The following is a 26,098-nucleotide window of genomic DNA, read 5'->3' as shown; positions in this document are numbered from 1 at the left end:
CTCGACACCGTCGCCGACGCCGCCGTCGCCGTCCTCCCCGACGCCTCCGGCAACCCCCGCCTCGTCGGCTACCTCACCGGCCCCGGCGTCGACCCGGAGCGGATCAACCGCGCCCTGGCCGAGCTGCTGCCCGGCTACATGATCCCGGCCTCCTGGCTCGTCCTCGACGCCATGCCCCTCACCCCGAACGGCAAGCTCGACCGCAAGGCCCTGCCGGAGCCCGACCTGGGAGAGCTCGCGGAGGCCCGGGCCCCGCGCAACGAGCGCGAGCAGGTGCTCACCGAGATCCTGGCCGAGGTGCTCGGCACCGGGCGGGTCGGCATCGACGAGGACTTCTTCGCCCTCGGCGGCGACAGCATCCGCTCCATCCAGGTCGTCAGCCGCGCCCGGCGGGCCGGTCTCACCCTCACCACCCGCGACATCTTCACGCACAAGACCGCGGCCGCCCTCGCACAGGTCGCCGAGGAACTCGCGGAGGACGCCGCCGAGACCGCCCCGATGGAGTCCGGAAGCAGTCTGATCGCCCTGTCCGACGAGGAACTGGCCGATCTGGAATTCGAGTTGAATGAGGAACTTTCGTGACGACCGCCCCCAGACCCGGGTCGAAGATCAGCGAAGTACTTCCGCTCTCCCCCCTGCAGCAGGGGCTGCTCTTCCTGTCCTCGTACGACCAGGCCTCGCCCGACCCGTACACCCTCCAGTTCGTCGCCGAGATCGACGGACCGAACGCCGGTGACGGCGAGCAGCTCGCCGCCCGGCTGCGCGAGGCCTCCGCGGCCCTGCTGCGCCGGCACCCCAACCTGCGGGCCTGCTTCCGCAACCGCAAGACCGGCGAGCCCGTCCAGGTCGTCCTCAAGGAGACCGAGGTCGCGCCCGAGTGGCGGCTGCACGACCTCACCGGGCTGCCCGAGGGGGAGCGGGAGGCCGCGGCGCAGCGGCTGGCGGCCGAGGACCGGCAGCGCCGCTTCGACCTGGCCAGGCCGCCGCTGATGCGGTTCAGCCTGATCCGGCTCGGCGAGGGGCACCACCGGTTCCTCTGGTCGGTGCACCACATCGTCATGGACGGCTGGTCCTTCCCGCTGGCCGTCCGCGAGCTGATGCAGCTCGGCGACGCCGCGACCGCGGCCGCCCTGCCCGCGCCCGCGCCGTACCGCTCGTTCCTGACCTGGCTGAACGGCCGCGACCGGGACGCCGCGCGGGCGGCCTGGGCCGGACTGCTCGACGGCCTCGACGGGCCGGTCCGGGCGCTGCCCGCGGCCGCTCCCGGGCGGGAGCCCGAACTGCCCTCCTTCGTCCGGCGGTTCCTGTCACCGGAGCGCACCGCGGCGCTCTCCGGCTGGGCCCGCGGCCGGGGCCTGACCCTGAACACCGTGGTCCAGGGCTGCTGGGCACTGCTGCTCGGCCGGCTCACCGGCCGCGAGGACGTGGTGTTCGGCGCCGTCACCTCCGGCCGCCCGGCCGAGGTCCCGGACGTCGAGTCGATGATCGGGCTGTTCGCCAACACCCTGCCGGTGCGCGCCGACCTCCGCCCGGACCAGCGGGCGGACGAGCTCTTCACCGCCCTGGCCGGCCAGCAGCTCGCGATGATGCCGCACGAGCACCTGCCGCTCGCCGAGGCGCAGGCCGCCTCCGGCGTCCAGGGCGAGCTGTTCGACACCGTCCTCGCCTTCCAGAGCTACCCGCTGGACGAGGCCGCGCTGTTCCGCGAGTCCGGGGGCACCGTCAGCGCCGCCCGGATGCTCTCGGCCACCCACTACCCGCTGAGCCTCACCGTCTTCCCCGGGGAGCGGCTGGACCTCCAGCTCGCCTACCGCGCCTCGGCCTTCGCCGAGGACCCGGAGGCCTGCGCCACGAAGGTCCTGGACCGGCTGCTCCGCGTCCTGGAGCAGGTCGCGGACGACCCTCGGACCCCGCTCGCCCGGCTCGGCGCGCCCGAACCCGCCGAACTGGACCGCATCCTCCAGGAGTGGAGCGGCGCCGCCACCGCGCCCCGGCAGCCCGCCCGGCGCGCCACCGTCCAGGAGCTGTTCGCCGAGCAGGCCGCCCGCACCCCCGACGCCGTCGCGGTCACCGCGCCCGGCACCGCCCTGCGCTACCGCGAGCTGGACGAGCGGGCCAACCGGCTCGCCCACCTGATCGCCGCCCGCGGCGCCGGCCCCGGGAGCCTCGTCGCCGTCGCGCTGCCGCGCGGCGCCGAGCTGGTCGTCGCCGTCCTCGCCGTCCTCAAGGCCGGCGCGGCCTACCTGCCGCTGGAGCCCGGCCACCCGGCCGACCGGATCGGCTACACCCTGGGCGACGCCCGACCCGTCCTGCTGCTCACCGCCGCGGGCGTGCTGCCCGAGCTGCCCGAGGCCGCGGACGTGCCGCGCGTCGACCTGGACGCCCCGGAGACCGCGGCCGACCTGGCCGCCCGCCCGGCCACCGCGCCGGAGACCGCGGCCACCCCCGACGACCCGGCCTACGTCATCTACACCTCCGGCTCCACCGGCCGCCCCAAGGGCGTGGTGGTGCCGCACCAGAACGTGGCGCGGCTGCTGGAGTCCACCGACGGCTGGTTCGGCTTCGGCCCCGGCGACGTCTGGACCCTGTTCCACTCCATCGCCTTCGACTTCACCGTCTGGGAGCTGTGGGGCGCGCTGCTGCGCGGCGGCCGGCTGGTCGTCGTCCCGTACGACGTGTCGCGCTCCCCGGACGCCTTCCTGGACCTGCTCGCCGAGGAACGGGTGACCGTCCTCAACCAGACGCCCTCCGCCTTCTACCAGCTGATCCGGGCCGACGCCGAGCGCCCGCGCCCGCTCGCCCTGCGCACCGTGGTGTTCGGCGGCGAGGCCCTGGACGTCGGCAAGCTCGCCGACTGGTACGCCCGCCACCCCGACGACGCGCCCCGTCTGGTCAACATGTACGGCATCACCGAGACCACGGTGCACGTCTCCCACCAGGAGCTGGACGCCGCGACCGCGGCCGGCGGCGGCGGGAGCGTGATCGGGCGCGGCATCCCCGACCTGCGGGTCTACCTGCTCGACGGGGCCCTGCAGCCCGTCCCCGCCGGGGTGCCCGGCGAGCTCTACATCAGCGGCCCGGGCCTGGCCCGCGGCTACCTGAACCGCCCCGACCTCACCGCGGCCCGGTTCGTCGCCTGCCCGTTCGAGCCCGGCGGCACCCGGATGTACCGCACCGGCGACCTCGGCCGCTGGCGCGCCGACGGCACCCTGGAGTACCTGGGCCGCGCCGACGAACAGGTCCAGCTGCGCGGCTTCCGCATCGAGCTGGGCGAGATCGCCACCGTCCTCGGCCGGCACCCGGCGGTCGCCGAGGCCGCCGTGGTCGCCCGCGAGGACCGGCCCGGCGACCAGCGGCTGGTCGGCTACGTGGTGCTGCGCGACGGCGCCGACCCGGCCGGGCTGCGGGAGTTCACCGCCGAGCGGCTGCCCGAGTACATGGTCCCGGCGGCCGTCGTCCCGCTCGCCGCGCTGCCGCTCACGGCCAACGGCAAGCTCGACCGCCGCGCCCTGCCCGCGCCCGCCTACGCCACCTCGGCCCGCGCCCCGCGCGGCCGCGAGGAGGAGCTGCTCTGCGGCGTCTTCGCCGAGGTGCTCGGCCTCGACCGGGTCGGCGCCGACGACGACTTCTTCACCCTCGGCGGCCACTCGCTGCTGGCCACCCGGATCGTCAACCGGGTCCGCGCCGGACTCGGCGCCGAACTCCAGGTCCGGGACCTCTTCGAGGCCCCCTCCCCCGCCCGCCTCGCCGAACGGCTCGGCGCCGCCGCGCCCGGCCGGCCCCCGCTCACCGCGGGCCCGCGCCCGGCGGTGCTGCCGCTGTCCCACGCGCAGCAGCGGCTCTGGTTCGTCGAGCACCTGGGCGCGCCCGGCGGGCTGTACGGCATCCCGCTGGCGATCCGGCTGACCGGCCGGCTGGACACCGCCGCCCTGCAGGACGCCCTGCAGGACGTGGTGGCCCGCCACGAGGCACTGCGGACCGTCTTCCCGCAGCTGCCCGCCTCCCCTGAGGGGACCCCCCAGACCACCGGCGCCGGTTCCACCCCCGTATCCGGCGCCGGTGCCGGACCCGCCGAACAGCGGGTGCTCGCACCGGCCGAGGCCGTCGTCCCGCTCCCGGTCACCGAGGTCACCGAGGCCGGACTGCCGGAGGCGCTCGCCGCCGAGGCCGCCCGCGGCTTCGACCTGGAGCACGGACTCCCGCTGCGCGCCCGGCTGTTCGCCCTCGGCCCGGACGAGCACGTGCTGACCCTCGTCCTGCACCACATCGCCGGTGACGGCTGGTCGCTCGCCCCGCTCGCCCGCGACCTCACCGCGTACTACCGCGCCCGCCGCTCCGGCCGCCCCGCCGAACTGCCGCCGCTGCCCGTCCAGTACGCCGACTACGCGCTGTGGCAGCGCGAGCTGCTGGGCTCCGAGACCGACCCGGCGAGCGAACTCGCCCGCCAGCTCGGCCACTGGACGGAGACCCTGAAGGGCCTGCCGGAGGAGCTGGCGCTGCCCTACGACCACCCGCGCGGCACCCGGGCCGACCACCGCGGCGACGTCGTGCGCACCGCCGTCCCGCCGCAGCTCGTCGAGGAACTGCACCGACTGGCCGCCGCCTGGGGCGTCAGCCCCTTCATGCTGCTGCGGGCCGGGCTGGCCGCCCTGCTCACCCGGCTCGGCGCGGGCACCGACATCCCGCTCGGCAGCCCGATCGCCGGCCGCACCGACGAACGGCTCGACGACCTGGTCGGCATGTTCGTCAACACCCTGGTGCTGCGCACCGACACCTCCGGCGACCCGGGCCTGCGCGAGCTGGCCGAACGGGTCCGGGCCTACGACCTGGCCGCCCACCAGCACCAGGACGTGCCCTTCGAGAAGCTGGTCGAGGTACTCAACCCCGAGCGCTCGATGGCCCGCCACCCGCTGTTCCAGGTGATGCTCGGCTTCCAGCAGGCCGGCCCCGCCCCGGCGCCCGCCGCCGACCCGGAGCTCGTCGTCACCGAGCAGCCCGTCCCGGTCCGGACCGCCAAGTGGGACCTCTTCTTCCAGCTCACCGAGCAGGCCGACGGCGCGCTCGCGCTGGCCGTCGAGTACCGCACCGACCTGTTCGAGCGCGCCACCGCCCGCCGGATCACCGAGGCCTACCTGCGGCTGCTCGCCGCCGCCCTCGCCGCGCCCGCCGAACCGCTCTCCCGGCTGGAGCTGCTCGCGCCCGCGGAGGAGGCGGAGCTGCTCGCCCTCGGCACCCACCGGGCCGGCACCCCGCGCACCACCCTCACCGCCCTGGTCGACGAGCGGATCGCGGCCGCGCCGGACGCGGTCGCCCTGGTCCACGCCGAGCCCGGCCGCCCCGGCGAGCTGCGCCGCACCACCTACGCGGAGCTGGACGCCGGGGCCAACCGGCTGGCCCGCCTGCTGACCGCCCGCGGCGCCCGCCGGGGCGACCTGGTGGCCCTGCGCCTGGAGCGCGGCCCGGCCGTGGTCACCGCCCTGCTGGCGATCGCCCGCACCGGCGCCGCCTACCTGCCGATCGACCCGTCCCACCCCGACGAGCGGGTCGGCGACATGCTCACCGACGGCGGCGTCCGGCTGCTGCTCACCGAGCGCTCGCTGGCCGATCGCGAGCTGCCCGCGGGGGTGACCCGGCTGGTCCTGGACGAGCCGGCCACCGCGGCCGAACTGGCCGCCCTGCCCGGCACCCCGGTGCCCGCCGTGCCGATCGACCCCGACGACCTGCTGTACGTCATCCACACCTCCGGCTCCACCGGCAAGCCCAAGGGCGTCGCCGTCCCGCACCGCGCCGCCGTCCGCCTGGTGCTGGGCCTGCCCGAACTGGCGCCGACCGCGCAGGACACCTTCCTCTACTTCGCGCCGGTCGCCTTCGACGCCTCCACCTTCGAGATCTGGGGCGCGCTCGCCCACGGCGCCCGGCTGGCGATCCACCCGCCCGGCCCGGCCGACCCGCAGGCCCTGGAGGAGTTCACGGCCCGGGCCGGGGTGACCGTCGCCTTCCTCACCACCCAGTTCGTCAACACCCTCGCCGACACCCGGCCGCGCGCCCTGGCCCCGCTGCGCGCGCTGCTGACCGGCGGCGAGGCCCACTCCCGCGACCACCTGGACCGGCTGCGGGCCGCCCTGCCGGACACCACCGTGTTCCACGTGTACGGCCCCACCGAGGTGACCACCTTCGCCACCGGCCAGGACCTCGGCCGGGCCGACGGCACCGTCCCGATCGGCCTGCCGATCGGCGACACCACCGCGTACGTCCTGGACGGGGCGCTGCGGCCGGTGCCGCGCGGCGTGGTCGGCGAGCTCTACCTGGCCGGCGCGGGCCTGGCCCGCGGCTACCTGAACCGGCCCGCGCTGACCGCCGACCGCTTCGTCGCCTGCCCGTTCGAGCCGGGCGGCGCCCGGATGTACCGCACCGGCGACCTCGTCCGCTGGGACCGCAACGGCCGGATCGAGTACGTCGGCCGCGCCGACCAGCAGGTCAAGATCCGCGGCTACCGGATCGAACTCGGCGAGATCGAGCGGCTGCTGGCCGACCACCCGGACGTCGCCCGGGCCGCCGTCCTGGCCCCCGCCGACGCGGCCGGCCAGCGCCGCCTGGTCGCCTACCTGGTGCCCGCCGACGGCCGACCGGAGCCGGACCAGGCCGCGCTGCGCAGCCACCTGGCCCGCTCGCTGCCCGGCTACATGGTCCCGGACGCCTACACGGTGCTGCCCGAACTGCCGCTGAACGCCAACGGCAAGCTGGACGTCAGGGCGCTGCCCGCCCCCGCCCCCGCGGCACGCGCCCCGCAGGCGCCCCGCACCGGGCCGGAGCGGCTGCTCTACGCGGCCGTCGAGGAGGTCCTCGGGATCGCCCCGGTCGGCCCGGACGACTCCTTCTTCGCGCTCGGCGGGGACAGCCTGAAGGCGATCCGGCTGGTCAACGCGGCCACCCTGGCCGGGTTGCCGATCAGCCTCGGCGCGGTCTTCGAGCACCGCACCCTGGAGGCGCTGGCCGCCGGCGCCGCCGGGGGCGGCGCGGTCGACCTGCTCGGCCCCGTCCTGCCGATCCGGGCCGCCGGCGGGCGCCCGCCGCTGTTCTGCGTGCACGGCGGCCTCGGCTTCGCGATCCCGTTCGCCGCGCTCGCCGAGCACCTGGACCCGGACCAGCCGGTCTACGGGCTGCAGGCCCGCGGTCTGTCCGGGGACGGCCCGCTGCCGACCGACCTGGGGGACGTCGCCGAGGAGTACCTGGCCAGGGTCCGGGCCGTCCAGCCGCACGGGCCGTACCACCTGCTCGGCTGGTCCTACGGCGGGGTCGTCGCCCACGAGATGGCCGTCCGGCTGCAGGCCGCCGGGGAGCGGGTGGCGTTCCTGGCCAACCTGGACGCCTACCCGGACGACGCACCGGACGCCCGGCCGAGCGACGCGGAGTTCCTCGCCGACTTCCTCGCCGAGGCCGGCGTCGACGCCACCGGCCTGCACCGGCTCACCCCGCAGGACGTCGCCGCGCACCTGGCCCGCACCGAGGGCCCCCTCGCCGCGCTCGAACCGGGTACGCTGGAACGGCTGCTGGACGTCATGCGGAACAACCTGGAGCTGTTCCAGCGGTTCACGCCCACCCGCTTCGACGGCTGCCCGATGACGCTCTTCGTCGCGGCCGGCGGCGAGGACCGGCCCACCCCGGAGGAACGCGCCCTCAAGGTCAAGGGCTGGGAGCCGTACGTCGGTTCCGCCGTCCTCGCGCACGACGTGGACTGCGGACACCAGCAGATGCTGCAGCCCGCCCCGGCGGCGGCGATCGGCACCGCCGTCGAACGCGCCCTCGCCGCCCTGGCCGCCGACCCGACCACCTGACGCCCGATCAACCCGGCACGCCCGAGATCCCGAGACCTTCCCGAGAGCTGGAGAACAGTCATGGCGAACCCCTTTGACCGCGAAGACGGCACCTTCCTCGTCCTCGTCAACGAGGAGGGGCAGCACTCCCTGTGGCCGTCCTTCGCCGCGGTGCCCGAGGGCTGGACGGTCGCCCTGGAGGCCACCGACCGGGCCACCGCCGTCACCCACATCGAGACCAACTGGACCGACATGCGACCGCTCAGCCTGCAGCAGCAGGGCTGACCGGCCCACCGCCACCGCGCGTCCGAACGGCCGCGCCACCGCCGCCCGCCGCACCCACCAGGGCCCTGGCCCGAGGGTGCGGCGGGCGGTCGTTTTGCCCCCCGGCACCCCCTGCGACCTGGCCTTCCACCCCCCGACAGGACCCGTCAGTGAGCGGTCAGTTGGACGTCATCGACCCGTCATCGGGGCTGACTACGTTCCTACTCGGAAGCCACTTCAGGGCCCCTGGACAGACGGAGGAACGAGCATGACCACGGTTGCGCCGGAGCGTCTCACCCGGATCCGCGAGATCGTCGCCGAGAACATCGACGTGCACACCGAGTTCGCCGACACCGCACTGTTCGTCGACGAGCTGGGCGCCGACTCGCTCAAGCTGATCGACGTGCTGAGCGCGCTGGAGATGGAGTACTCCATCGTCATCGACATGAACGAGCTGCCGAAGATGGTCAACGTGGAGGCCACCTACCAGGTGACCGCGGCGGCCGCCGGCTGGTGATCGGGGCGGGTTCCGGCACCGGAACCCCCGCTCGCAGGCATCCCACTGCTTAAGGAGTCCCATGTCCACCGCACAGTCACCAGCGGCACCCCGGGGCGGCGTGCCGGCCGACCGCCGCAGGGTCGTCCTCACCGGCCTCGGGGCGATCTCCAGCATCGGCACGGGGGTCGAGGAGTACACCGCGGGGCTGCGGGCCGGGCGCTCCGGTGCGCGGCCGATCACCCGCTTCGACACCGAGGGCTTCGGCCAGAACGTCGCCTGCGAGGTCCCGGACTTCGAGCCGGAGCGCTGGATCCGCAACGTCCCGCTCGAGGACGTGGGCCGGGCCGGGCAGTTCGCCGTCGCCGCCGCCCGGATGGCCGTGGAGGACGCCGGGCTCACCGAGGCCGACCTCGGCGAGCGCCAGGCCGTCATCAGCGTCGGCACCACCGACGGCGAGGGCCACGACATCGGCGTGCTGGTCGAGCAGGAGCTCGCGGCCGGCGACCCGGAGGCCATGGACCCGGTGCTGTCCCGCCGGATCAACGCCGGCCGGCTGACCACCGCCATCGCCCGCGAGCTGCGGATGCCGAACGTCGAGCCGACCACCATCACCACCGCCTGCGCGGCCGGCAACTACTCGATCGGCTACGGCCTGGACGCGATCCGCTCCGGCGAGGTCGACATCGCCCTGTGCGGCGGCGCGGACGCCGTCTGCCGCAAGGCCTTCGCCCTGTTCAAGCGCTTCGGCGCGCTCACCCCGGACGTGGTCCGCCCGTTCGACAAGAACCGCCAGGGCATCCTGACCGGCGAGGGTGCGGGCATCCTCGTCCTGGAGAGCCTGGAGTCCGCCCTCGCCCGCGGCGCGCACATCTACGCCGAGGTGCTCGGCTACGGCCTCAGCTGCGACGCCGCGCACCCGACCGCGCCCAACCGGGACGGCATCGCCCGCGGCATCCGGCTCGCGCTGGACGACGCCGGCGTCGAACGGGACGAGATCGACTTCATCTCCGCGCACGGCACCGGCACCAAGGCCAACGACAAGACCGAGTCGGCGGCCATCCTCGACGTGTACGGCGACGCCCCGCCGCGCACCGTCGCGGTGAAGTCGATGCTCGGCCACTCGATGGGCGCGGCCAGCGCGCTCGGCGCGATCGCCTGCGGCCTCGCCATCGAGCACCAGTTCATCCCGCCGACCATCAACCACCTGGAGACCGACCCGGACTGCCCGCTGGACGTCGTGCCCAACCAGGCCGTCGACGCCGAGGTCCGGATCGTGGAGAACAACTCCAGTGCCTTCGCCGGCAACAACGCCATCCTGATCCTTGGCACGTACGGAGAGCGAGTCTGAGATGACGAGTTCATTGGAAAGCGCAGCCACCCCGGCGGCCCTGCCGCCGGAGACGCTCGTCATCACCGGCTGGTCGGCCGTGTCGCCGTACGGCCTGACCCGCCAGGACTTCGCGGCCGGCGTGCGCGCCGGGGCCAAGACCGCCGTCAAGGCGGACGCCGACCTCGGCCCGCTGCCCTCGCCCGACGTCTGCCTGGTGCCCGGCTTCGACATCAAGGGCCTGCTCGGCCCGAGCGGCACCGCCAAGATGGACCGCCTCACCGCCCTGACCCTGGTCGCCTCCGACGGCCTGCTCCAGGACGCCGACGGCAACCGGGTGGTGGAGACCGACGACCGCACCGGTGTGGTCCTCGGCATCTCGATGGGCAGCCTGGAGAACGTCACCAACTTCCTCAAGCAGTCCTACACCAACGCGCTGCCCTTCCACGTCGACGCCGGCCGGATCCCCTTCGGCAGCCTCAACCACGCCGCGGGCGCCACCGCCATCCGGCACGACCTCAAGGGCCCCAACACCACCGTGGCCGGCGGCCGGGTCTCCGGTCTGCTCGCGCTCAGCTACGCCCGCCGGCTGATGGGCCAGGGCCGGGCGACCAAGTACCTGGTCGGCTCCGCCGAGGAGTTCTCGGCCGCGCACGCCTGGATCGAGCACACCGCCGTCGCCCCCGGCGACTCCACGCCGCTGCTCGGCGAGGGCTGCGGCCTGTTCGTGGTCGAGCACGCCGGCACCGCCCAGCGTCCGGCGATCGCCGCCGTGCTGGCCGTCGAGACCCGCGTCGACATCGACGACGACCCGGCGGCCGCCGTCACCGCCTGCGTCCGGCACGCCCTGGACCGCGCCGGCGTCACCGCCGACGAGGTGTGGGCCGCCGTGCCGTGCGCCGCGCCCACCGCGGCCGGCCGGGCCGAGCACGAGGCGCTGGCCGCGCTGCTGCCGGCCGAGGCGCTGAGCCGGATCCCGTCCATGGAGCTGATCGGCGACACCAGTGCCGCCGCGGCGACCTTCCAGATCCAGGCGGTGCTCGGCGTGGCCGAGGCCGACCCGGCGGCCCGGGGCCGGATCGCCCTGGTGTCCGCCGTCGACCGTGACGGCGCCGTGGGCTGCGCCGTCCTCAGACTGATCGGGGAACAGGCGTGATCGCGCTGGTCAGCGGCGGGTCCCGGGGCATCGGCAAGGCCATCGTGCTGCGCCTGGCCCAGGACGGCTACGACGTCGCCTTCTGCTACCGCTCGAACGCCGAGGCGGCCGAGCAACTCGCCAAGGAGGCCGGCGAGTTCGGCACCCGGATCACGGCCACGGCCTGTGACGTCGCGGACCCGGAGCAGGTCCGCGACTGGTTCGGCCGCACCGAGCGCGAGCTCGGCCCGGTCGACGCCGCCGTCACCTCGGCCGGCATCACCCGGGACCGCCCGGTGATCCTGATGCCCGAGGACGACTGGAACCAGGTCCTGCGGACCAACCTCGACGGCGTCTACCACGTCTGCCGCGCCGCCGCGTTCGCGATGAGCAAGCGCCGCAGCGGGTCGATCGTCAACCTGTCCTCGGTGTCGGGCATCTACGGCAATCTCGGGCAGGCCAACTACGCCGCGTCCAAGGCCGGGATCATCGGCTTCACCAAGTCCCTCGCCAAGGAGTGCGGCCCGCGCGGCGTGCGCGCCAACGTGGTCGCCCCGGGCCTGATCGCCACCGACATGGTCGGCGACATGTCCGAGGCCGCGGTGGAGCGGATGCTGAAGAACGTCGCGCTCGGCCGGGCCGGCAAGCCCGAGGAGGTGGCCGACCTGGTCTCCTTCCTGGTGTCCGACCGCGCCGCGTACATCAGCGGCTCGGTCCTCGAGATCCACGGCGGCGGCACGTTCTGATGGCAGCAACGCGAATGGGGGCGCGCATGCGGGGGGCCGAGGGACTCAGAGACCACTACGACGCGATCGTCGTCGGCAGCGGTCTCGGCGGGTTGGTCAGCGCGGGCTACCTGGCCGCGGACGGGCGCAGCGTGCTCGTCCTCGAACAGCACGACATCGCGGGCGGCAACGCGCACGTGTTCCGCCGCCGGCGCAAGTACGAGTTCGACGTGGGCACGCACTACCTGGGCGACTGCGGCCCGGGCGGGCTGTTCCCGGCGATCCTGTCCGGCCTCGGCGTCCGCGACCGGGTGAACTTCCTCCCGATGGACAACGAGCAGGGGTTCGACCGGATCATCACGCCCACCGCCACGGTGGACGTGCCGGCCGGCTGGAACGCCTACCGGGACCGGCTCCGCCAGGCACTGCCGGAGGAGGCCGACCGGATCGACCGGTTCGTCGACCTCGCCGAGGCGGTGGCCGGCGCCACCCGGGACGGCCTGCACGGCGCCTCGATGGTGGAGCTGTTCCGCCGCTCCCCGCAGACCATGCGGTGGACCCGCCGGACGCTCGCCCAGGCCCTCGACCACTGCGGTCTCTCCCCCAAGGGGCGCACCCTCGTCGCGGCGCAGGCCGGCAACTACGGCACCATGCCGGACGGCATCACCTTCTCCGAGCACGCCGCCATGCTGGACCACTACCTGCGCGGCGCCTACTACCCGGAGGGCGGCGGCCAAGTGCTGGTGGCCGCGTTCGTCGAGGCACTGGAGTCCGCCGGCGGCGAGCTGCGCACCCGCTGCGAGGTGCGCCGCATCCTGATCGAGGACGGGCGCGCCACCGGCGTCGAACTCACCGACGGTACGCGGATCTCCGCCCCGCTGGTGATCTCCAACGCGGACTACCGGCGCACCGTGCTCGACCTGTGCGGCGGCGAGGAGGCCTTCCCCGCCGAGCTGGTCGCCAAGACCCGCGCGGCGACCATGCGCGGCGCCGTCGTCGCCGTGTACGTCGCGCTGGACACCGAACTGCCGGGTCTGCCGAACGCCAACATCTGGTGGCACGACAGCGACGACATGGAGGCCGCGCACGCGGCGATGCAGGAGCGCTACGCGCGCGACGGCTCGATGGAGTCCGTGCCGCAGCTCACCTTCTCCTTCGCCTCCCTCAAGGACCCGGGCGCGGCGGCGGTCTGCCCGCCCGGCCACAGCAACTTCCAGCTGATGACCGGCTGCCCGGCCGGCCACGGGTTCTGGGGCGTCGGCGGCGGACCGGTGGACGGCGAGCCGTACCGCCGCAACGCCGCCTACGTCGCCCGCAAGCAGCAGCTCACCGAGCTGATGCTGACCACCGCCGAGAAGGTCGTCGGCCCGTTCCGGGACCGGATCACGCACGTGGAGACGGCCACGCCGCTCAGCCACGAGCGCTACATCCGCGGCACCGGCGGCACCCCGTACGGCATGGCCAGCTGGGGCGGCGTGGGCCAGCGCCCCGACGTCCGCACCGACGTCGAGGGCCTGTACGTGGTGGGCCAGAGCGTCCGCTACGGCAGCGGCCTGGGCGCCGTCGCCACCTGCGGGATGGCCGCCGCCTCGCAGATCATCGGGCGCGGCCTGCTGCCCGAGGTGCTCGCCGGGTCCGTGCTGGGCGACGCCTCGCGGCTGCCCGAGCGCGGCCCGGACTGGGACCCGATGGTGGTCTCGCGCGGGCGGGCCCGGCAGCGCGCCAAGGGCCTGGCCCGGATCGGCTGAGCGCCGGCCGGGGCGCTCCGCGCCCCGGCCGGGCCGCTCGGCCGCCCACCCCGTTCCGACCGTTCCGCCCCCGTTCCGACCGTTCGACCAGGAGCAGTGTTCCCATGAATCAGGTACCTCCCTTCGCCGTGGTCTCCGGCGCCCAGGTGCACGAGGCCCTCAACGGGCACGAGGACGAGGTCGTCGCCACGGTCGAGGCCGCGTACCGGCTGCACGGCGAGGGCCAGACGGTCAACCCGGACTCGTACTTCCTGCGCTTCCCCGACCGCCCGTCCTCGCGGATCATCGCCCTGCCGGCCTCGGTCAAGGGCGAGGTCGGCGTGCACGGCATCAAGTGGATCTCCAGCTTCCCGGAGAACGTGGCGGCCGGCCTGCCCCGCGCCTCGGCCGTGCTGATCCTCAACGACGCCGAGACCGGCTACCCGTTCGCCTGCCTGGAGAGCTCGATCATCAGCGCGGCCCGCACCGCGGCCTCCGCGGCCCTCGCGGCGGCCCGGCTGGCCGACGCCCGCGGCGAGCGCCCCACCAGCGTCGGCTTCTTCGGCGTCGGCCTGATCGCCCGGTACGTGCACACCTACCTGGCGGCCAACGGCTTCGACTTCACCGAGATCGGCGTCCACGACCTGTCCGCCGAGCACGCCCGGGGCTTCTCGGAGTACCTGCGCCGGGCCGAGGGCGAGGACGTCGCGATCACCGTCCACGACAAGGCCGAGCAGCTGATCCGCTCCAGCGACCTGGTGGTCTTCGCCACCGTGGCCGGCGAGCCGCACGTGACGGACCCGCAGTGGTTCTCGCACAACCCGCTGGTGCTGCACGTCTCGCTGCGCGACCTGTCCGCGGAGATCGTCCTCGACTCGTGGAACGTCGTCGACGACATCGAGCACTGCATGAAGGCGGGCACCTCGCCGCACCTGGCCGAGCAGCAGGTCGGCCACCGCGACTTCGTCGCCGGCACGCTCTACGACGTGCTCACCGGCGGCATCACCCCGCCGTCCGACCGCCCGGTGGTGTTCTCCCCGTTCGGCCTCGGCGTGCTCGACATGGCCGTCGCCAAGCACGTCTACGACCGCGTCCTGGCGAGCGGGCAGCTGCACACCGTGCCGGACTTCTTCCACGAGCTCAAGCGCTACGGCTGAGCCGCCCCGCACGACCGTCCGACGCCCGCCCGGTGCCCCACCACCGGCGGGCGTCGGCCGTTTCCGGGGCCCGCGCGCCCGCTCGCTGACGGCCAGCTGACGGCGCGCTGACCGAACGCCCCCGCGGGCCCCGAACGCCTTGTCGGCGCCGTGGACGGCCGCCCAGAATCACCCGCATGAGATCCTTTGCCAGCCTGGCCGAATTCACCGAGGCGACCGGGGAGCACCTCGGGTACAGCGAGTGGCTCGAGGTCACCCAGGACAGCGTCGACCGGTTCGCGGGCGCCACCGGCGACCTCCAGTGGATCCACGTGGACCCGGAGCGCGCCGCCACCGGCCCGTTCGGCGGGACGATCGTCCACGGCTACATGACGCTCGGCCTGCTGCCCGCGATGATGCGCGCGATCTTCGAGATCCACGACGTCAAGCTGGGCGTCAACTTCGGCCTGGACAAGGTCCGCTTCGCCCGCCCGATCCCGGTCGGCGCCCGGGTGCGCGGCGGCGCCAAGGTCACCAGCGTCCGCGAGACCCCGATGGGCCACCTGGCCGCGGTCCGGATGACCGTGGAGGTCGAGGGCCAGCCGAGCGCGGTCTGCGTGGCCGACACCCTGTCGCTGTTCGTCGCGGCCGAAACCGGCGCCGAGGCGACCGCGGACGGCTTCTGACCGGGGGCGCAGGCGGCGCGAGGTAGGGGAACCTCCCCCTCGCGCCGCTCAAGAGGGGGGTTAGTACTACCGATTTCTCCCCCTCGTCCCGGCCAGAATGGACGCACGGCCACACGGCCGGGGCAGTGCGAACGGCACCAGAGAGGAGCGGGTCATGGACCGCACGATGCAGCTCGGGGGAAGCCCCTCGGCGGTCGAGATCAGGGGATTCTCCGTCCCCGCCGGATTCACCGGTCTGCGGCGGGCGTTGTCCCTCTGCTGGATGTCCGTCGCGGCCTTCGGCCGGTCGCTCGGCGTCACCGGCGCGATCTCCCTGGTCGGCCCCGGTCTCGGCCTGGTGCCGCGGGCCATGGAGGGCGTCCGCTCGCTGGCCGCCCGTCAGCGCGCCCTGTCCGAGGCCTGGGCCGGCGTGCGGATCCCCGGCCCGCCGGCCGGTCTGCCCGCGGCGCCCGAGGGCGCCTCGGGGGCGGTCGCCCGCTACCGCTGGATCATGAGCGACCCGCAGACCCGGCGGGAGTTCGCCTGGGTGCTCACCGACCCGATCGCCGGCGGCTTCCTCGCCTTCATGCCGATCGCGGTGCTGCTCAGCGGCTTCTGGGGGATCTTCCTGGCCTTCTTCGGCGTCCCGCTGTCGACCGAGTGGGACGGCCTCTGGTACCAGTTCATCCCGATCGACGGTCAGGCCACCGCGGTGCTGGCCGGCGTCCTCGGGGCGCTGCAGCTGCCGCTGGCGCTGTGGATGGCGCCCCGCGCGGTCCGCAAGCACGCCCTGTACACCCACTCCATGCTGGCGCCCAGCGAGCAGGAGCTGATGGCCAGCCGGATCGAGCACCTCACCACCACCCGCAGCACCGCCGTCGACACCCAGATGGCCGAGATCCGCCGGATCGAGCGCGACCTGCACGACGGCGCCCAGGCCCGGCTGGTCGCGATGGGCATGACCCTGGACGCCGCCGAGCACCTGCTGGAGACCAACCCGGAGGCCGTCCGGGCGCTGCTGATCGAGGCCCGCCAGTCCTCCTCCAAGGCCCTGGAGGAGATCCGCAACCTGGTCCGCGGCATCCACCCGCCGGTGCTCGCCGACCGCGGGCTCGCCGACGCCGTCCGCGCCCTGGCCATGGTCTGCCCCGTCCCGACCGAGGTCGTCGTCGACCTGCAGGGCCGCCCGGAGATGCCGGTCGAGTCGGCCGCCTACTTCGCGATCTCGGAGATCCTCACCAACGTCGCCAAGCACTCCGGCGCCGACCGGGCCTGGATCGACATCCGTTACGATCACGGCATGCTGCGCATCACCGTGACCGACAGCGGTCGCGGCGGAGCGGACGCCACCCGGGGCACCGGCCTGCGCGGCATCGAGCGACGGCTCAGCACCTTCGACGGGGTCCTGGCCGTGAACAGCCCCGTGAACGGCCCGACCATGGTGACGATGGAGCTTCCGTGCGTATTGTCCTCGCCGAAGACCACTTCCTCCTGAGGGACGGTCTGATCCGCCTCCTCCAGGCCTACGGGCACGAGGTGGTGGCCGCCGTGGACAACGGGGCGGACCTCCTCGCCGCCCTCACCGAGCAGCAGCCGGACGTCGCGGTCGTCGACGTCCGGCTGCCGCCGAACTTCACCGACGAGGGCCTGCGCGCCGTCCTCGCCGCCCGCCGCACCATGCCGGACCTGCCCATCCTGCTGCTCTCCCAGTACGTCGAGCCGCTCTACGCCCGCGAGCTGCTCGCCAGCGGCGGCCGCGGCGTCGGCTACATGCTCAAGGACCGCGTCACCAACGGCTCGCAGTTCCTGGACTCGATCCGCCGGGTCGCCGACGGCGGCACCGCGATGGACCCGGAGGTCATCTCCCAGCTCCTGATCCGCAAGGAGCGCGACGAGAGCGTCGGCAGCCTCTCGGAGCGCGAGCGGGAGGTGCTCGAGTGGGTCGCCCAGGGCCGCTCGAACGCCGGCATCGCCCAGGGGCTGTTCATCTCCGAGAAGGCCGTCGCCAAGCACATCAGCAACATCTTCACCAAGCTCGGGCTGCTGCCCACCGACGGGGACAACCGCCGGGTCCTGGCCGTCCTCGCCTTCCTCGACCAGTAGCCCTCCCGGAGCGGCGGCCCTCCCCCCGCCGGCGGCCGCTCAGCCCGCCCCGGCCAGCAGGCACTGGTCCAGGAACGCGAGCGCCCGCAGGTGGTAGGAGCGGGCCGCCCAGCCGAGGCTGACGTTGTGCCCGGCGCCCGGCTGGCGGTCCACCCACACCGTCGTCCCGGTGAACAGGCCGGCCAGCTCGGTCACCGCCTCCTCGTCGTGCCGCCACCACTGCTCCTGCTCGGCGAAGGTGAACCGCACCGGTGTCCGCACCCGGGCGGCGAGCCCCGGCAGCAGCCCGGGCCACCGCGGCACCTCGGCGGACTCACGGTGCGGCATCGGCGAGACCAGGGCGCGGGCCAGCGTGAAGGCCTCCGTCGGGTAGTGCCGGGTGCTCCCCCAGTGCCGCCGCCACTCGCCGGAGCGGTCCGGTCCGGGCAGCAGCTCCGGGTCGACGGCGTGCCGGTGGCCCAGGCCGGAGATGTCCAGGCCGAGCAGGTCGCGGCCGGCCGGGTCGGCGGCGGCGGCCAGCGCCAGCTTCCCGCCGTAGGAGTGCGCCACGACGAAGTACCCGGCGCCCACCGGGTGCCGGCGGGCGAACTCCGCCAGCACCCGGTGCAGCGTCGCGGACTGCTCGGCGAGGCCCTGCCCGTCCGGCAGGTGCGCGGCCGAGGCCCCGTAGCCGGGGCGGTCCAGCGCCAGCACGGTGCAGCCGAGCCCGGCGCCGAGGGCGAGCAGGGACTGCCCGGCGACCGCCCGGCAGTCGAAGTAGCCGGCGCTCATGCCACCGCCGTGCAGGGCGACCACCACGGCCCGGGGCCGCCCTCCCGGCGGCTCGGCGAGCAGTCCGGAGACCGGCAGTCCGTCCGCCTCCAGGGTGACCGGCCGGACCTCGGCCGGACCGGACCTCCACGACTCGACCATCAGTGCGCTCCCGTCGACAAGGTTTCCGCCCCGGCCGCTCCATCCTGCTGCACACCGCGGGCGCCGGGGGCCTGCGGCGGCGGGTCGGCCGCGGGTCGGCGTCCGCCCGGAGTACCCGCGGGGGCCGGGCCGCGGCCGGACGTGCGTGAGGGCGGCGGCAGCCTGCCGTCGCCCTCGCGCAGCCCTCCGGGAGCCCCTCCTCCCGCCCCTCCCCTCCACCTCGCGCCGGGCGGCCGCACCCGGCCGGCGCGGTCTCAGACCCGGGCGAGCCGGCTCGCCGCGAACTCCTCCGGGGACCACGACACCGACCAGACGTCCAGCGCCGGGTCGCCCGACAGGATCGCCGTCTGCAGGCGCTGCAGCCGCGGACAGGGCTCCACGCCCAGTTCGTGGTTGAGCACGGACCGCAGGCGGTGGAAGGCCTCCAGCGAGCGGCCGACGCGGCCCGCCCGGTAGAGGGCGATCATCAGGTAGGCGCAGAGGTTCTCGTTCATCGGGTTCCGGGCCACCACCCGGGTCAACTCGCCCAGCAGGTCGGCGTGGCGCCCCAGGGCGAGGTCGGAGGCGATGCGCCGCTCGAGCGCACCGAGCCGGCTCTCCTCCAGCGACACCGCCTCGATCTCCAGGACGGTGCCCTTGCGGACGTCCACCAGGGCGGGCCCGCGCCACAGGTGCAGGGCCTGCCGCAGCTCCTCGGAGGCGCGGCGGTGGTCGCCCATCTCGGAGGCCGCCCGACCGGCCCGCACCCGGCGCTCGAACCCCTCGACGTCCGTCTCGCAGGCCCCTTCCTCCAGCAGGTAGCCGCTGTGACGGGTGCTCAGGATCTGCCGCACGCCCGGGCGGTCGGCGTCCGCCGCCGCCAGCGCGTTGCGCAGCTGCAGGACGTAGGTCTGCAGGGTGGTGGCGTGGCTGCGCGGGGGGCGGTCCCCCCACAGTTCCTCGATGAGCGCTGGTACGGTGACGACCCGGCCCGCGTTCAGGGCGAGCATGGCCAGCACCTGGCGCTGCTTGGGCGCGCTGATCGTCACCGGCGTCCGGTCGAGGTGCAGGGAGAGCGAGCCGAGCAGCCCGATGCTCAGCGGTCCGGGGCGGCGCCCGGATTTGGCGGGGTCATGACTTCTTGGGCCTTCGGACATTTCGTTCCTCCAGGCATCGAACCTTCGGTCTCCCCTCCAGCATGGACAGTGCGCCGGGAGTTGCCCACTGAGCTGCACATCTCTCCGGTATGAAGAATTCACACGGCGAACGTGAATCTCTGCCTGGTGTCTCGCTAGAGGATCGCTGGAGACTTCCTTCACCGCGGCGACGGACCGCGGGGCAGAACCGGGAGGGCGACCACCATGCAGATCACCGCGGGCACCGACGACCTGGTCATCGAGAACCTCGACTACGCCACCCAGAACACCGATGTCGTCACCGGATGGTGTTTCATCGTCACCGTCGACTCGGCCCAGTAGCAGAGAGCGGCCACCGTGCTCACCGACGAACGGCCGATCGGATTCCGGCGCCACCTGCGCGCCGAGATCGTCCCGGGCGAGGCGGTCTACCTCGTCTCCCCCCGCGGCACCACGGCACTGTCCGGATCCACCATCCAGAAAGTGGCCCCGCTGCTCGACGGCTCACGGACCCTCACCGAGATCCGGGCGGCGGCGCAGATCCCCGCCGCCGACCTCGACCGCATGCTCGACCGGCTCGGCGCGGCCGGCCTGGTCGGCTTCCACACCGGCCGGCAGGACGCCGCGGCCGGTGCCTACTGGGACCTCGCCGGGGTCGGCGGCCCGACGGACGCCGCGCTCACCGTCCTCGCGCTCGGCGGGGCCGACGCGGCCGCGGCCGAACGGGCCTGCCGCGCGGCCGGCCTGACCTGCGGCCCCGGGGCCCCGTTCACCCTGGTCGTCTGCGACGACTACCTCGACCCGGCCCTGGCCGAGTTCAACGCCGCCCGCCTCGCGGACGGGCGGCCGTGGCTGCCGGCCAAGCCGTACGGCGCGCAGCTCCTGGTCGGCCCGGTCTTCCGGCCAGGCGCCGGGCCCTGCTGGTCCTGCCTGGCCGTGCGACTGCGCTCGCACCGGCGCGGCGAGAGCCACGTGCGGCGCGCGCTGGGCCTGGCCGGCCCGGTCCGGCTGCCGGACGCCTCGCTCGCGGCGACCCGCGAACTCGGCCTCCAGACGGCGGCGCTGGAGGCCGTCAAATGGCTGGCCGGCGTGCGCAACGACGGACAGAACGCGCTCTGGGCCCTGGACACGCTGGTCCTCGGCGCCACCCACCACCCCGTCGCACGGCGCCCGCAGTGCCCGGACTGCGGCGATCCCGGTCTGATCGCCGACCGGGCCCGGCAGCCGGTCCGGCCGGCCTCCCGGCCGAAGGGCGTCACCGGCGGCAACGGCCACCGGGCGCTGTCCGCCGAGCAGATGTGGGAGCGTTTCGGCCACCTCGCCGATCCGGTCACCGGGATCGTCGAGCGGGTGGTCCGCGACCCGCGCAGCCCGTCCTTCCTGCACTGCTACCAGAGCGGCCCCAACCTGGCGCTGACCGAGGCCGGCCTGGCCTCGATGCGCGCCGGGCTGCGGATGCAGAGCGGCGGCAAGGGCCGCACCGACCTGGACGCCCGGGTCAGCGGGCTCTGCGAGGCGGTGGAGCGCTACAGCGCCTCGCGGGCCGGCGACGAGGCGACCGTCCTCGGCAGCTACCGCGACCTCGCGGCCGACGCCGTCCACCCGGGCGCCTGCATGCTGTTCGACGAACTGCAGTACCGGGACCGCGCGGAGTGGAACGCCCCGGGCATCCCCTTCCAGCACGTGCCCGAGCGCTTCGACGAGGACGCCGAGATCGAGTGGACGCCGGTGTGGTCGCTCACCGGGGGCAGGCACCGGCTGCTGCCGACCGCCATGCTGTACTACGGCGACGGCGCCCCGGCCTCGATCCTCGCCGACTCCAACGGGAACGCCGCCGGCGGCACCCTGGAGGACGCCACCCTGCAGGGCCTCCTCGAACTGGTCGAGCGCGACGCCGTCGCCCTCTGGTGGTACAACCGCACCCGTCACGCGGCCGTGGACCCGACCGCCTTCGGCGACCCGTGGGTCGCCGCACTGCCCGAGCGCTTCCGCGAACTGGGCCGCGAGCTCTGGGTGCTGGACCTCACCTCCGACCTGGGCGTCCCGGTGATGGCCGCGGTCTCCCGCCGGGTCGACGGGCCGGCCGAGGACATCGTGCTCGGCTTCGGCGCGCACCTGGACCCCGCCGTCGCGCTGAGCCGCGCCGTGACCGAACTGGGCCAGATGCTGCCCGCCGTGACCAACGGCTACACCCCGGGGCTGCCGGCCCACCTCCTCGAGTGGTGGCGCGAGGCGAAGGTCGATTCTCAGCCGTATCTCGCACCCGATCCCGGGCGCCCCGCGAGGACCCCGGCGGACTACGCGTACACCCCGCGCACCGACCTCCGGGAGGACCTGGAGCACCTCTGCGCGCTGGCCCGCAGCCACGGGCTGGAGGTGCTGGTGCTCGACCAGACGCGGCCGGATCTCGGAATTCCGGTCGTGAAGGTCGTCGTCCCGGGCCTGCGGCACTTCTGGGCGCGGTTCGCCCCGGGCAGGTTGTTCGACGTGCCGGTCCGCACGGGCCTGCTGGACGCCCCGACCCACTACGAGAATCTCAACCCGATTCCGCTGTTCCTGTAGATCTGGAAGATCGTCCATGGAAGTCGGGAAGATCATTCATATAGAACTGGTAGATCCCCCGGCGTGGTGATGTGCGCCGGTCTATCCGGTCGGATAAGTGAGGATTGTCGCCCATGACAAGCTGATGCTTCGTCGGTAAGATCATCGCGGTTTTTCAGGAGAACTCGGGTCAACTCCCCGTGCTCTCAAACACCGTAGGTCGAACCGGGAGGCAGACGCCGATGCTCGACGCGCCCCACGGCAAAGGCCAGGACGACGGTCACGACGACGGTCACGACCACGAGTCCGGCGTGCGGGCGCAGCGCATGGCGCTGCTGGTCACCCTGGGGGTGCTCGGCGGCCACACCCTGGTCACCGTGCTGGACGTGCTCCACCAGGGGCCCGACCCGTTACGGACGGCCGTCCTGGCCGTCGGCATGGGTGCCGTGCTCTGCCTCCAGTTCGCCCACTCCACCCGAAGACCCCGGACCTGGCCGGTCCGCACCCGGGTCCTCACCCTCACCGCGCAGGCCGCGGTCACCTACCTGCCGCTGGTCTGGCTGGGGCTCCCGTGGGGTGCGATGGCCGGACTGCTCGCGGGCTCGGTGCTGCTCGCCGTGCCCGGCCGGGCCCGCTGGCTGCTGTACGCCGCGGTCACCGCGGCCATCGTGCCCGCCGTCGTGGCGATCGCCGGGCCCGGCATCGCCCTCTACGGCACCGGCGCGACGATGCTCGCCAGCCTCATCATCTACGGCGTCAGCTCGCTGTCCGGCCTGGTCACCGAGCTCCGCAACACCCGGCGCGCGCTGGCCGGCCTGGCCGTCGTCCAGGAACGGCTGCGGGTGGCCGGGGACCTGCACGACCTGCTCGGCTACAGCCTGTCGGCGATCACCCTGAAGACCGAGCTCGGCTACCGGCTCGTCCCGGTCGCGCCCGACCGGGCCAGGTCCGAGGTCGCCGAGGTGCTCGGGATCGCCCGGGAGGCCCTCGCCGACGTGCGCCTGGTCGCGACCGGCTACCGGGACATGTCGCTGGCCGCCGAGACGGAGTCCGCGGTCTCCGTCCTCACCGCCGCGCAGATCACCACCGACACCGACCTCACCTGCGGCCCGCTGCCCCGCGAGGTGGACACCGCGCTGGCCATCGTGCTGCGCGAGGCCGTCACCAACGCCCTGCGGCACAGCAAGGCCCAGCACTGCAGCGTCACCGCCACCCGCGAGGGCGGGACGGTGTCGCTGCGGATCCGCAACGACGGCGTCGGCGACGAGCGGCTGGACACCATGCCGGGGGGCGGCAGCGGGCTCGCCAACCTGGCGACCCGGCTGCGCGGCGTCGGCGGCGACCTCACCGGCGGGCCCACCGGCGACGGCTGGTTCGAGGTCCTCGCGCACGCCCCGGCCACGGCCCGGGACGACGACCGGCACACCGAGGCCCGGCCCGAGGACCCGGCGATGGCCGCCAGCCCCTGGGCCCCGCGGATGGCCCGCGGCATGCTGGTCGCCGTGCTGGCCGGCTACGCGCTGATCACCGTGATCAACGCGGCGGGCCAGGCCCGGTCCGGCCCCGCGATGCTCGCCTTCCTCGGCTGTTTCGCCGGTGTCGTGGCGCTCCACGCGTTCCACTCGCTGCGCCGCTCGCGGACCTGGTCGGTACGCACCCGGACGCTCACCCTGGCGCTGCTCGCCGCGGCCACCTACGCCCCGTTGCTCTGGCTCGACGCCCCCTGGGGCTCGATGGCGGGCTGCCTCGCCGGATCGCTGCTGATCACCGTGCCGGGCCGGCTGCGGGTCCCGTTGTACGCGGCCGCGATCGCGGTCATCGTGCCCGCGGCGGTCGCGGCCGGCGAACCGTTGTCCGAAACCGTCTACCTGGCCGACTCCTCACTGGTCGCGGGCCTGGTTTTCTACGGGTTCAGCGCGCTCTACTGGCTGGTCACCGAGCTGCACGAGGCCAGGGGCGCGCTAGCGCAGCTGGCCGTCGCCCGCGAGCGCCTGATCGTGGAACGCGAGCTGCACGAGGTGCTCGGGTCGAGCCTGTCCGAGGTCACGATGAAGTGCGCACTCATCCACCGGCTGCTCCCGCAGTCACCGGAGCCGGCGAGGGAGGAACTGACCACCGTGCTCGACGTGTCCCGCCAGGCCCTCGCCGACGTCCGGCTGGTCGCCCGCGGCTACCGCGGCCACCTGGGCACTCCCGATCCGTCCGACCGCCCGCAGGTGTTCCAGGAATTCGGCCTGTCGGCGTCGGACGGTTCACCGGTCATCGTGCAGCAGGCGGATGCCACGACCTGACAATCTCATTCACACTTTGGGGAATCAGCACAATTAAAGGGGGATAGGTGGACAATCGGCGGCTCAGAATTCTCCTGGCCGAGGACATGCACATGGTGCGGGGAGCCCTGGTCACGCTGCTCGAACTGGAGCCCGACCTGGAAGTCGTCGCCGTGGTGGACCGCGGCGACCTCATCGTCCCCACCGCACTGAAGTCCCGGCCCGACGTGGCGATCATGGACGTCGACCTCCCCGGCATGGACGGCCTCACCGCGGCCGAGATCCTGCACGACCAGCTACCGGAGTGCCGCACGCTGATCATGACCGGACTGGGCCGGCCCGGCTACCTGCGCCGGGCGATGTCCGCGCGCGTCTCCGGGTTCCTGCTCAAGGACTCCCCGGCCGAAGGGCTGGCGCAGGCCGTCCGGGAGGTGGCCGCGGGCCGCCGGGTGATCAACCCCCAACTCGCGATGAGCGCCTGGGACATCGGCGAGAACCCGCTCTCCGAACGGGAGATAGAGGTGCTGCGGATGGCCTCGCTGGGCGACGAGCCCCGGGAGATAGCGGCCAAGCTGCACCTGTCGATCGGCACCGTGCGCAACTACCTGACGACCGTCGTGGTGAAGCTCAACGCCCGCAACCGGATCGACGCCGTCCGGATCGCCACGGAGGCCGGCTGGCTCTCCTGAGCGCGCTCCCCACCCGCGACCGGGCCTCGACCGGCGGTCCACCGCCGCGTCCAAGGATGCCGACAACGGCGAGGTGAGAACACCTCCGTTCGGCATGAGGAGTGCGTGATGCGCAAGGTCGTTTCCCGGGACGGCACGACGATCGCCTATGAGAAGGCCGGCGAGGGCCCGCCGATCGTGCTGCTCAACGGTTCGTTCCGCGATCACACCATCTTCGACGCCCTCGTCCCCGAGCTGGCGCCACACTGCACCACCTATGTCTACGACCGGCGCGGGCGCGGCGAGAGCGGCGACGCCGCCGAGTACGCCGTCGAGCGGGAGATCGAGGACCTCCGGGCGGTGATCGAGGAGGCCGGCGGCTCCGCCGTGGTCTTCGCCGGGTCCTCCGGCGCGAACCTGGCGATCGAGGCCGCCCTCGCCGGCGCGCCGATCACCAAGCTGGCCCTGCACGAACCGTTCTACCGGGTCGACGGATTCCCCAAGCCGGTCTGGAACTTCGCCAAGACGCTCCGGGTCACCCTGGAGGAGGGGCGCCGGGACGAGGCCGTCGAGTACTACCTCGGTGCGTTCCTCGGCCTGACCCCCGACACCGTCGCCGAATGGCGGCAGGGCCCGATCTGGGCGATGAACGAGGCGAACGCCCACACCCTCGTCTACGACACCACGATCTGCGGCGACTGCAGCATCCCCGCCGACCGGCTGGCCGGGTACCGGACGGAGACCCTCGTCCTCAACAGCTCCGGCACCAGTGCCTGGCTCCGCGCGGCGGCCCGGGCGACCGCGGCCGCCGTGCCCAACGGCCGGGCTCTCGAACTGCCGGGTTCCTGGCACCGGATCGACATGGACGTCCTCGGCCGGACCCTGGTCGAGTTCGCCACCACCTGAGAGGTCCCGCCACCCCGGCGGACGGCGGCGCCGTCCGCCGGGGTGTCCGCGGTGGTTCCGTTTCGCCGGCGGCCCGGGAGGCCTGGTTCTTGCGGGAGTGCGCCGGCGTCCAGCCCTGACCTGCCGTCAACTCGCCCCAGGAGACCATCACCGTGACCACAGTTCACACCCCGGCCGCCGCGGCCGCAGCCGCGGAGGCGGCCCGCGCGGCCGGCCCCTGCGAGCGCGGCGCCACCGTGTGGCTGACCGGGCTGCCGAGCGCGGGCAAGACCACGCTCGCCTTCGCCCTGG

The 26,098-nt window shown here is 74.1% G+C and carries 19 protein-coding genes; 17 read left to right on the top strand and 2 right to left on the bottom strand.

Annotation, left to right across the window (positions count from 1 at the left end):
* The 12 genes from ACIA8Q_RS33275 to ACIA8Q_RS33220 all read left to right on the top strand — a co-directional run.
* The coding region (locus ACIA8Q_RS33275) for a phosphopantetheine-binding protein (protein ID WP_387908165.1) at positions 1–582 on the top strand (582 nt) is incomplete at its 5' end.
* Positions 579–7,835, top strand: a complete 7,257-nt coding sequence (locus ACIA8Q_RS33270) for an amino acid adenylation domain-containing protein (RefSeq protein ID WP_396318269.1) — start codon at positions 579–581, stop codon at positions 7,833–7,835. The genes ACIA8Q_RS33275 and ACIA8Q_RS33270, both read left to right, overlap by 4 nt.
* A 60-nt stretch (positions 7,836–7,895) precedes the next feature.
* Positions 7,896–8,099, top strand: coding sequence for an MbtH family protein (locus ACIA8Q_RS33265; protein WP_360221105.1), 204 nt, complete (start codon positions 7,896–7,898; stop codon positions 8,097–8,099).
* 247 nt (positions 8,100–8,346) lie between these two features.
* Positions 8,347–8,595, top strand: a complete 249-nt coding sequence (locus tag ACIA8Q_RS33260) for an acyl carrier protein (protein ID WP_360221102.1) — start codon at positions 8,347–8,349, stop codon at positions 8,593–8,595.
* Between the two features lie 61 nt (positions 8,596–8,656).
* On the top strand, positions 8,657–9,925 hold the full coding sequence (locus ACIA8Q_RS33255; RefSeq protein ID WP_360221099.1) for a beta-ketoacyl-[acyl-carrier-protein] synthase family protein: 1,269 nt from the start codon (positions 8,657–8,659) through the stop codon (positions 9,923–9,925).
* Between the two features lie 13 nt (positions 9,926–9,938).
* Positions 9,939–11,060 (top strand): beta-ketoacyl synthase N-terminal-like domain-containing protein, encoded by a 1,122-nt coding sequence (locus ACIA8Q_RS33250; RefSeq protein WP_396318268.1) that lies wholly within the window; start codon positions 9,939–9,941, stop codon positions 11,058–11,060.
* Positions 11,057–11,785, top strand: a complete 729-nt coding sequence (gene fabG / locus ACIA8Q_RS33245) for a 3-oxoacyl-ACP reductase FabG (RefSeq protein WP_360221093.1) — start codon at positions 11,057–11,059, stop codon at positions 11,783–11,785. The genes ACIA8Q_RS33250 and fabG overlap by 4 nt, the downstream gene beginning before the upstream one ends.
* Positions 11,786–11,811: 26 nt before the next feature.
* Complete coding sequence (locus tag ACIA8Q_RS33240) at positions 11,812–13,512, top strand: NAD(P)/FAD-dependent oxidoreductase (RefSeq protein ID WP_360221090.1); 1,701 nt, start codon at positions 11,812–11,814, stop codon at positions 13,510–13,512.
* A gap of 104 nt (positions 13,513–13,616) precedes the next feature.
* Positions 13,617–14,648, top strand: a complete 1,032-nt coding sequence (sbnB, locus tag ACIA8Q_RS33235; RefSeq protein ID WP_360221087.1) for a 2,3-diaminopropionate biosynthesis protein SbnB — start codon at positions 13,617–13,619, stop codon at positions 14,646–14,648.
* Positions 14,649–14,815: 167 nt separating this feature from the next.
* Complete coding sequence (locus ACIA8Q_RS33230; protein ID WP_396318271.1) at positions 14,816–15,313, top strand: MaoC family dehydratase; 498 nt, start codon at positions 14,816–14,818, stop codon at positions 15,311–15,313.
* A gap of 154 nt (positions 15,314–15,467) precedes the next feature.
* Positions 15,468–16,787 (top strand): histidine kinase, encoded by a 1,320-nt coding sequence (locus ACIA8Q_RS33225; RefSeq protein WP_360221081.1) that lies wholly within the window; start codon positions 15,468–15,470, stop codon positions 16,785–16,787.
* Complete coding sequence (locus ACIA8Q_RS33220) at positions 16,751–17,395, top strand: response regulator transcription factor (protein WP_360221078.1); 645 nt, start codon at positions 16,751–16,753, stop codon at positions 17,393–17,395. Before ACIA8Q_RS33225 ends, ACIA8Q_RS33220 begins: the two co-directional genes overlap by 37 nt.
* 39 nt (positions 17,396–17,434) lie before the next feature.
* Here the strand turns inward: ACIA8Q_RS33220 and ACIA8Q_RS33215 are convergent, their stop codons facing one another.
* Together ACIA8Q_RS33215 and ACIA8Q_RS33210 are read right to left on the bottom strand one after the other, a co-directional pair.
* Complete coding sequence (locus ACIA8Q_RS33215) at positions 17,435–18,307, bottom strand: alpha/beta hydrolase (RefSeq protein WP_396318267.1); 873 nt, start codon at positions 18,305–18,307, stop codon at positions 17,435–17,437.
* A gap of 254 nt (positions 18,308–18,561) precedes the next feature.
* Positions 18,562–19,443 carry an AfsR/SARP family transcriptional regulator gene (locus ACIA8Q_RS33210; RefSeq protein ID WP_360221072.1) on the bottom strand — a complete coding sequence of 294 codons (882 nt, stop codon included), beginning with the start codon at positions 19,441–19,443 and terminating at the stop codon, positions 18,562–18,564.
* 336 nt (positions 19,444–19,779) lie between these two features.
* Here ACIA8Q_RS33210 and ACIA8Q_RS33205 point away from each other — a divergent pair, with 336 nt between their 5' ends.
* From ACIA8Q_RS33205 to ACIA8Q_RS33185, 5 genes are all read left to right on the top strand, one after another.
* Entirely contained in the window at positions 19,780–21,984 is a 2,205-nt protein-coding gene (locus tag ACIA8Q_RS33205) for a TOMM precursor leader peptide-binding protein (RefSeq protein WP_360221069.1), read from the top strand.
* A 221-nt stretch (positions 21,985–22,205) separates the two neighbouring features.
* The gene (locus tag ACIA8Q_RS33200) at positions 22,206–24,254 is read left to right on the top strand and encodes a histidine kinase (RefSeq protein ID WP_396318266.1); all 2,049 of its coding nucleotides are present in this window, start codon (positions 22,206–22,208) and stop codon (positions 24,252–24,254) included.
* Between the two features lie 47 nt (positions 24,255–24,301).
* Positions 24,302–24,922, top strand: coding sequence for a response regulator transcription factor (locus ACIA8Q_RS33195; RefSeq protein ID WP_360221063.1), 621 nt, complete (start codon positions 24,302–24,304; stop codon positions 24,920–24,922).
* 108 nt (positions 24,923–25,030) lie between these two features.
* The gene (locus tag ACIA8Q_RS33190; RefSeq protein WP_360221060.1) at positions 25,031–25,807 is read left to right on the top strand and encodes an alpha/beta hydrolase; all 777 of its coding nucleotides are present in this window, start codon (positions 25,031–25,033) and stop codon (positions 25,805–25,807) included.
* Positions 25,808–25,959: 152 nt separating this feature from the next.
* The coding region (locus ACIA8Q_RS33185) for an adenylyl-sulfate kinase (RefSeq protein ID WP_396318270.1) at positions 25,960–26,098 on the top strand (139 nt) is incomplete at its 3' end.

The sequence above is a fragment of the Kitasatospora sp. NPDC051705 genome, assembly GCF_044453265.1.
Taxonomy (GTDB): domain Bacteria; phylum Actinomycetota; class Actinomycetes; order Streptomycetales; family Streptomycetaceae; genus Kitasatospora.
The sequence above is the reverse complement of the archived record's forward strand: the minus strand, read 5'-3'. Positions and strand labels throughout refer to the sequence as shown.